8 protein-coding genes and 1 pseudogene are annotated in these 7767 nt (G+C 49.5%); 3 read left to right on the top strand and 6 right to left on the bottom strand.

Translation table 11 applies throughout. From position 1 onward, the window contains the following. Positions 1-63: 63 nt before the first annotated feature. Positions 64-270, bottom strand: a pseudogene (gene fumD, locus A7090_RS11750) (fumarate hydratase FumD); the annotation flags it as partial. 479 nt (positions 271-749) lie between these two features. On the opposite strand from fumD, the gene ynhH reads away from it, so the two are divergent. The 3 genes from ynhH to lpp all read left to right on the top strand — a co-directional run bounded on the left by ynhH (position 750) and on the right by lpp (position 2911). Next, positions 750-944: a protein YnhH gene (gene ynhH / locus A7090_RS27045; RefSeq protein WP_242664678.1), complete on the top strand. Its 195-nt coding sequence runs from the start codon at positions 750-752 to the stop codon at positions 942-944. A 7-nt stretch (positions 945-951) separates the two neighbouring features. Further along, on the top strand, positions 952-2364 hold the full coding sequence (pykF, locus tag A7090_RS11745; RefSeq protein ID WP_105274156.1) for a pyruvate kinase PykF: 1413 nt from the start codon (positions 952-954) through the stop codon (positions 2362-2364). A gap of 310 nt (positions 2365-2674) precedes the next feature. After that, a complete protein-coding gene (gene lpp, locus A7090_RS11740; RefSeq protein ID WP_000648420.1) occupies positions 2675-2911 on the top strand; it encodes a murein lipoprotein Lpp in 237 nt (78 codons plus the stop codon). Between the two features lie 62 nt (positions 2912-2973). Here lpp and ldtE read toward each other — a convergent pair whose 3' ends face one another. The 5 genes from ldtE to sufC all read right to left on the bottom strand — a co-directional run bounded on the left by ldtE (position 2974) and on the right by sufC (position 7765). Beyond that, the gene (gene ldtE, locus A7090_RS11735) at positions 2974-3978 is read right to left on the bottom strand and encodes a L,D-transpeptidase LdtE (RefSeq protein ID WP_105274155.1); all 1005 of its coding nucleotides are present in this window, start codon (positions 3976-3978) and stop codon (positions 2974-2976) included. Between the two features lie 148 nt (positions 3979-4126). Continuing rightward, positions 4127-4543 carry a cysteine desulfuration protein SufE gene (gene sufE, locus A7090_RS11730; protein ID WP_105274154.1) on the bottom strand — a complete coding sequence of 139 codons (417 nt, stop codon included), beginning with the start codon at positions 4541-4543 and terminating at the stop codon, positions 4127-4129. Positions 4544-4555: 12 nt separating this feature from the next. Further along, positions 4556-5776: a cysteine desulfurase SufS gene (gene sufS / locus A7090_RS11725; protein WP_105274153.1), complete on the bottom strand. Its 1221-nt coding sequence runs from the start codon at positions 5774-5776 to the stop codon at positions 4556-4558. Continuing rightward, positions 5773-7044 (bottom strand): Fe-S cluster assembly protein SufD, encoded by a 1272-nt coding sequence (gene sufD / locus A7090_RS11720; protein ID WP_105274152.1) that lies wholly within the window; start codon positions 7042-7044, stop codon positions 5773-5775. The genes sufS and sufD overlap by 4 nt, the downstream gene beginning before the upstream one ends. After that, complete coding sequence (gene sufC, locus A7090_RS11715; RefSeq protein ID WP_105274151.1) at positions 7019-7765, bottom strand: Fe-S cluster assembly ATPase SufC; 747 nt, start codon at positions 7763-7765, stop codon at positions 7019-7021. Before sufC ends, sufD begins: the two co-directional genes overlap by 26 nt. Positions 7766-7767 lie beyond the last annotated feature (2 nt).

The following is a 7767-nucleotide window of genomic DNA, read 5'->3' as shown; positions in this document are numbered from 1 at the left end:
ACATGTGTCATTCCTTTTTGATTGTATATTACTGGAATGACACAGAATTTCTAACACTCCCCATTTTACCAGTGCGTTAATGACGGCTTCCATCGCCTGCTTTTCCAGCTCACGGCGCTGAATGCGTTTATTGGCTAATGCTGTACGTAATACACCTGCGATAACAATATGCTTTGGTTCCTGCCCCAGATCACGCATTTCCAGCACAACTTTACCGACAACTCTGCACATTTCTCGGTATAGTTCATCCTCTTTTGTCCGGTTTCCCATTCTTTATACCTGTTTATACTCGTCATACTTCAAGTTGCATGTGCTGCGACTGCGTTCGCTCCCCCCAGTCACTTACTTATGTAAGCTCCTGGGGATTCACTCGCTTGCCGCCTTCCTGCAACTCGAATTATTTAGAGTATATCATGCCGACTATCAGCATATATCAATCTAATCAATTAAACAAAAATCAAACAAAATCATATAAATAACGCGATAAATTATTTTAATTGTAGCAATTAAGTGATGATGTATTTATACACCAGATGAACTTTCACTCATCCCCGCACTGACAAACCCGTCCCCAGACGTTGCGCAAACATTGAAGTTCTTGCGTAACCTTTTCACTGGAACGTTAAATCTTTGATACCAACTTATTGTCTAAGGAGCTGTATATTTTTTGAAACGCTGTTTTTGTTTTCCTTTTGGATTAATTTCAGCGTATAATGCGCTCCAATTGACTCTTGAATGGTTTCAGCACTTTGGACTGTAGAACTCAACGACTCAAAAACAGGCACTCACGTTGGGCTGAGACACAAGCACACATTCCTCTGCACGCTTTTTCGATGTCACCTATCCTTAGAGCGAGGCATCACCACTTTCGTAATACCGGATTCGCTTTCCGGCAGTGCGCCCAGAAAGCAAGTTTCTCCTATCCTTCTCAACTTAAAGACTAAGACTGTCATGAAAAAGACCAAAATTGTTTGCACCATCGGACCGAAAACCGAATCTGAAGAGATGTTAGCTAAAATGCTGGACGCTGGCATGAACGTTATGCGTCTGAACTTCTCTCATGGTGACTATGCAGAACACGGTCAGCGCATTCAGAATCTGCGCAACGTGATGAGCAAAACAGGTAAAACTGCCGCTATCCTGCTTGATACTAAAGGTCCGGAAATCCGTACCATGAAACTGGAAGGCGGTAACGACGTTTCTCTGAAAGCCGGTCAGACCTTTACTTTCACTACTGATAAATCCGTTATCGGCAACAGCGAAATGGTTGCGGTAACGTATGAAGGTTTCACTACTGACCTGTCTGTTGGCAACACTGTACTGGTTGACGATGGTCTGATCGGTATGGAAGTTACCTCCATTGAAGGTAACAAAGTTATCTGTAAAGTGCTGAACAACGGTGACCTGGGCGAAAACAAAGGTGTGAACCTGCCTGGCGTTTCCATTGCCCTGCCAGCACTGGCTGAAAAAGACAAACAGGACCTGATCTTCGGTTGCGAACAAGGCGTAGACTTTGTTGCTGCTTCCTTTATTCGTAAGCGTTCTGACGTTATCGAAATCCGTGAGCACCTGAAAGCGCACGGCGGCGAGAAGATCCAGATCATCTCCAAAATTGAAAACCAGGAAGGCCTGAACAACTTCGACGAAATCCTCGAAGCATCCGACGGCATCATGGTTGCGCGTGGCGACATGGGTGTTGAAATCCCTGTTGAAGAAGTTATCTTCGCGCAGAAAATGATCATCGAAAAATGTATCCGTGCACGTAAAGTCGTTATCACTGCGACCCAGATGCTGGATTCTATGATCAAAAACCCACGCCCGACTCGCGCAGAAGCCGGTGACGTTGCCAACGCCATCCTCGACGGTACTGATGCCGTCATGCTGTCTGGTGAATCCGCAAAAGGTAAATACCCGCTGGAAGCTGTTTCTATCATGGCGACCATTTGCGAACGTACCGACCGCGTGATGAACAGCCGTCTCGAGTTCAACAATGACAACCGCAAACTGCGCATTACCGAAGCGGTATGCCGTGGCGCCGTTGAAACTGCTGAAAAACTGGATGCCCCACTGATCGTGGTTGCTACCCAGGGCGGTAAATCTGCTCGTGCAGTACGTAAATACTTCCCGGATGCCACTATCCTGGCACTGACCACCAACGAAAAAACGGCTCATCAGTTGGTACTGAGCAAAGGCGTTGTGCCGCAGCTGGTTAAAGAGATCTCTTCTACTGATGATTTCTACCGTCTGGGTAAAGAGCTGGCTCTGCAGAGCGGCCTGGCACACAAAGGTGACGTCGTAGTTATGGTTTCTGGTGCACTGGTACCGAGCGGCACGACCAACACCGCATCTGTTCACGTCCTGTAATATTGCTTTTGTGAATTAATTTTTATATCGAAGCGCCCTGATGGGCGCTTTTTTTATTTAATCGATAACCACAAGCAATAAAAAATCAAATCGGATTTCACTATATAATCTCACTTTATCTAAGATGAATCCGATGGAAGCATCCTGTTTTCTCTCAATTTTTTTATCTAAAACCCAGCGTTCGATGCTTCTTTGAGCGAACGATCAAAAATAAGTGCCTTCCAATCAAAAAAATATTCTCAACATAAAAAACTTTGTGTAATACTTGTAACGCTACATGGAGATTAACTCAATCTAGAGGGTATTAATAATGAAAGCTACTAAACTGGTACTGGGCGCGGTAATCCTGGGTTCTACTCTGCTGGCAGGTTGCTCCAGCAACGCTAAAATCGATCAGCTGTCTTCTGACGTTCAGACTCTGAACGCTAAAGTTGACCAGCTGAGCAACGACGTGAACGCAATGCGTTCCGACGTTCAGGCTGCTAAAGATGACGCAGCTCGTGCTAACCAGCGTCTGGACAACATGGCTACTAAATACCGCAAGTAATAGTACCTGTGAAGTAAAAAATGGCGCACATTGTGCGCCATTTTTTTACCTGCTATTTACCGCTACTGCGTCGCTCGTAACATATTTCCTTGCTCTGGTTCACCATTTTGCGCTGATGTTATTGAAGGCGCATTGCTGGCTGCGGGTGCTGCTCCACTGCTCACCGCAACCGGATACCCTGCCCGACGATACAACGCTTTATCGACTAACTTCTGATCTACAGCTTTATTATCTTTAAATTGCGTAAAGCCTGCGGGCAGTGTGTACGGCATCGTCTGAACGTTCTGCTGTTCTTCTGCTGATAGCGGTCGATGTACTTCAACATAACGCATCCCGTTCGGTTCCACGGAATATTTCACCGGTTCGTTGATCACTTTCACCGGCGTGCCTGTCCGCACGCTGGAAAACAAGGCCTTAATATCCGGTGCATTCATACGAATACAGCCCGAACTGACGCGCAAACCGACGCTGTCCGGCGCACTGGTGCCATGAATGAGGTATTCGCCATTGCCGTGCGCAAGACGCAGTGCGTAACGTCCTAGTGGGTTATTTGGCCCGGCAGGAACAACTGGCGGTAATTTAATGCCACGCTCCAGCGAACGCTGACGAATGCCCGCTGTAGGCGTCCAGGTTGGGTTAGGGATTTTCTGCCCCACTCGCGTTTCCATCACTGGCGTTTCCAGCCCCTGCAAACCAATACCAATCGGATAGACCTGCACAATATTTTCTCCCGGTGGATAATAATAAAGGCGCAGTTCTGCAAGGTTAACGATAATCCCCTGGCGCGGCGCATCTGGTAATAACAGTTGCGAAGGGATAGTTATCGGTGTACCGGGTTTTGGCACCGGGGCGATAGTGTTATTGGCTTCAAGGATCAACATTGCCGCAGTATCAAAACGTCGGGCGATGGCCTGAAGGTTTTTATCCCCTTCCTGCACCGTATACGTTTGATTTTGCCCAACCAGTCGGCTTCCAGTTGGAGGTAGCGGATAATCAACCGCCCAGGCAGCCTGGATGGCGCTAAAAGCGCCGATAAGTGTGAGTGTAAGCAAAGACGCGCGTTTCATTGTAAACCTCCTGTATTTGCCGGAGACTCACGCTGAAACGTCGGATGGCGCAGATGTTCACCTGAAACCGAAACACTCCTGTGCAGGTCAGTGTAAACATTGACCATCCGGCAATGTGAGTCAGCCGGATGAAAGCTGTCCCTTTAGTTTAGCTAAGTGCAGCGGCTTTGGCGCAAATTGCGCGAATCATCGCTTCCAGACCTTGCGAGCGAGATGGAGTAAGATGTTGGGTGAGCGCCATTTTTTCAAACCATGGCCGCACATCGAAATTGACAATATCCTGCGGCATCATTTGATCGTAGAGAATAAAGACGACCGCAATAAGCCCTTTCACAATGGCCGCATCGCTGTCGCCCTGCAATTCAATTATGCCCTGCGCATTCTGGCGCATCACAATCCACACCTGACTCTGGCAGCCCTGAATACTGTTTTGTGGGCTTCTGTCTTCGTCGTGTAATTCTGGCAGACGCTGGCCCAGCTCAATAATGTAGAGATATTTCTCTTCCCAGTTGGCGCAGCGTAAAAAATTACGCAGCAATTTTTCTTTATCCGGCAATACAGCCATAGTATCTCCCTGTTATCCCAGCAGACGGTGAATACGTTGCAATCCGGTCACCAGACGATCCACTTCTTCATGGGTGTTATACATGGCCAGCGACGCCCGACACATAGCAGGGACGTTGTAATAGGCCATTAATGGCATTGCGCAGTGATGTCCGGTACGCACTGCAATGCCATAATTATCGAGAAAACTGCCAACATCATAGGCGTGGTGTTTACCAAGATTAAAAGCAATAACGCCAAACCTGTTCTGTGGACCATAAAGAGTGAGATCCGGTACAGAGGCCAGCTGTGATAGCGCGTAATGCATCAGATTCTGTTCATACTCGGCAATGTTATTAAGCCCCAGCGCCGAAACATACTCCAGCGCAGCGCCAAGACCAATAATACCTCCGGTATTGGGTGTACCGGCTTCAAACCGCCACGGTGCTTTGGTCCAGGTAGTGCCTTCACTCAGGCTGACGGAGGCGATCATAGAACCGCCCCCTTCCCACGGCGGCATATCCTGAAGCAAGGCTTCTTTGACATAAAGAATGCCAATCCCGGTGGGTCCATACAGTTTATGCCCGGAAAACACGTAAAAATCGCAATCCAGCGCCTGAACATCCACCGCATGATGCATCACCGCCTGAGCGCCATCCACCAGTACTTTTGCGCCATGCTGATGCGCAAGTGTGACCATTTCCAGCAGCGGATTTTCCGTGCCCAGCACGTTGGAGACATGGGTAATTGCCAACAGGCGAGTTTTCTCATCAAACAGAGTAGGCAGCGTCTCCAGTTGCAGCGTACCGTCAGGGTTGAGGGGAATCACACGCAGCTCTGCGCCAACGCGTGCGCAAAGCATTTGCCAGGGAACAATGTTAGCGTGATGTTCCATCTGGCTGATGATGATGTTATCGCCCGCCTGCACGTTGCTGTTACCCCAGCTATTGGCGACCAGGTTAATGCCTTCCGTCGTGCCGCGAACGAACACTAATTCTTCCGCTGAACGTGCGTTGATAAACAGCGACGCCCGCTTGCGCACGTTCTCCATTTTCTCGGTCGCCTGAGCGCTCAGGGTATGAATACCGCGATGCACTGCCGCGTAGCCGTGACGATAAAACTCAGCCTCGGCATCAATCACCTGGCTCGGTTTCTGCGCGCTGGCAGCGCTGTCAAGATAAGCCAGTGGCAGACCATTCACCTCACGCGAGAGCACCGGAAAATCGGCACGCACCTTGTCGATGGAAAAAGTCATCTTGTACCTCCTGGCAGCCGTTGACCGATTCGGGCCAGCACCTGCTGTTTAAGCCCCTCATCACGCAATGCTTCCGTCAGTTCGGCAGCAAAGGCGTAAATAATCATCTGTTGGGCATCCTGCTGATTGATCCCGCGCGAGCGCAGATAGAACATCTGTTCGTCATCAATACGCCCCACCGTCGCGCCGTGGCTGCATTTCACATCATCGGCATAGATTTCCAGCTGTGGTTTGGTATCTACTTCAGACAGTTTGCCCATCAGAAGATTATTGTTGGTCATCTGCCCATCCGTTTTGATGGCGTGCTGCGCGACGTTGATCAACCCGTTAAATACCGCGCGGCCTTTGTCGCTGACGATAGTTTTGTGCAACTGTCGGCTGTTACAAAAACCTTTATTGTGTTCAAGCCAGGTGCGGGTATCGCAAACCTCGTTTTTCACCGGCATCGCCAGGCTATTGATCCGCAGCGTGCTGTTTTCGCCATTGAGTTGCGTACTGGTGTTGTGCCGTAACACGGCGCCACCAAGCAGGAAACTGTGGCTATATGCGGTGGCATCGTCTGCCAGCAACAAATCGTTATGGGCAAAGTGGTGACTGACCGGGTTTTCAAACGCCAGCTTGATATGCTGCAAGTGGGCGTTCGCTGCGATGTTGATAGTAAACCGTGACCCGGTAAAATGACGAGCATCATTAAGGCTGACAAAATGTTCAATCACCGTCGCTTCGGCACCTGCCGCCAGCTCCAGATGATGCCGGTAATGGGCGGTGTTTACCTCTTCACCTGCCACGCCCTGGGTAATATGCATTAACAGCAATGGCTTTGCAGGCCGTTGACCGCGCTTCACGGCGATATGCGTAACGCTTTGTGCCAGGCTTTCCGTCAGATGGAGAAACACTTCTGCCTGAATGGCGTCGGGTAACCCCTGACGGTCGTCGTTAATGTTCACTTCATACCCGCTGTCTTCAGTTGTATCGCTCAGTGCTGGCATGTAACGTCCATCGACAAACACCAGCCGCACGGCGTCTAACGTTAACGCTAAGGCATCACGCTGCTGTGGAGATATCTCTCCAGCGATGCTGACAAACTGGCTATTGGTTAGCCCCTCCAGCGGTGTATATTTCCAGTGCTCATGTTTACGTGTCGGCAGGCCGGTACGCAGCAATTGTTGTAAATGCTGCTGTGCTTGCGGGGAGCGTTTCGCCCCTTCAGCTTCAAACAAGTGATGCCACTGTTGCAGCGCGTTACTGCTGTTCGGTAAGCCAGCCATATCCCTGCTCCTCCAGTTGTTTGACCAACGTGAAATCGCCGGATTTCACAATTCTCCCCTGATACAGCACGTGGACGTAATCAGGTTTGATGTAGTCGAGAATGCGCTGGTAGTGCGTAACAATGATGAATGAACGCTTGCCGTCACGCAGTGAGTTCACGCCATCGGCAACCACTTTTAATGCGTCGATATCCAGCCCGGAATCCGACTCATCAAGAATGCATAACTCCGGTTCCAGCACTGCCATTTGCAAAATATCGTTGCGCTTTTTCTCGCCACCGGAGAAACCAACGTTTACCGAACGCGTTAATAAATCTTCCGGCATCTTCAACAGGGCGATTTTTTCCTCCATCAAATCCTGAAAATCAAAGCGGTCGAGCGTTTCCTGGCCGCGATAGCTGCGCACCGCATTAAGTGCCGTTTGCAGGAAAAACTGGTTACTGACGCCGGGAATTTCCACCGGATACTGGAAGGCCATAAAGATGCCTTCGCCTGCACGATCTTCCGGCGACAGCTCAAGCAAATCTTTTCCTTTAAACTCAACTGTGCCGCCCGTCACTTCATAATCTTCACGCCCGGCAAGCGTTGCTGATAAGGTGCTTTTGCCCGAGCCGTTTGGTCCCATAATGGCGTGAACTTCGCCGGGACGAACGTCGAGGCTTAATCCGCGCAGGATAGCTTTATCTTCCACGTTGACGTGTAATTCTTTAATACTTAACATGT

The sequence above is a fragment of the Escherichia sp. MOD1-EC7003 genome, from assembly GCF_002965065.1.
Taxonomy (GTDB): domain Bacteria; phylum Pseudomonadota; class Gammaproteobacteria; order Enterobacterales; family Enterobacteriaceae; genus Escherichia.
Note: the sequence above shows the minus strand (reverse complement) of the source record. Positions and strands in the feature narration are given on the sequence as shown.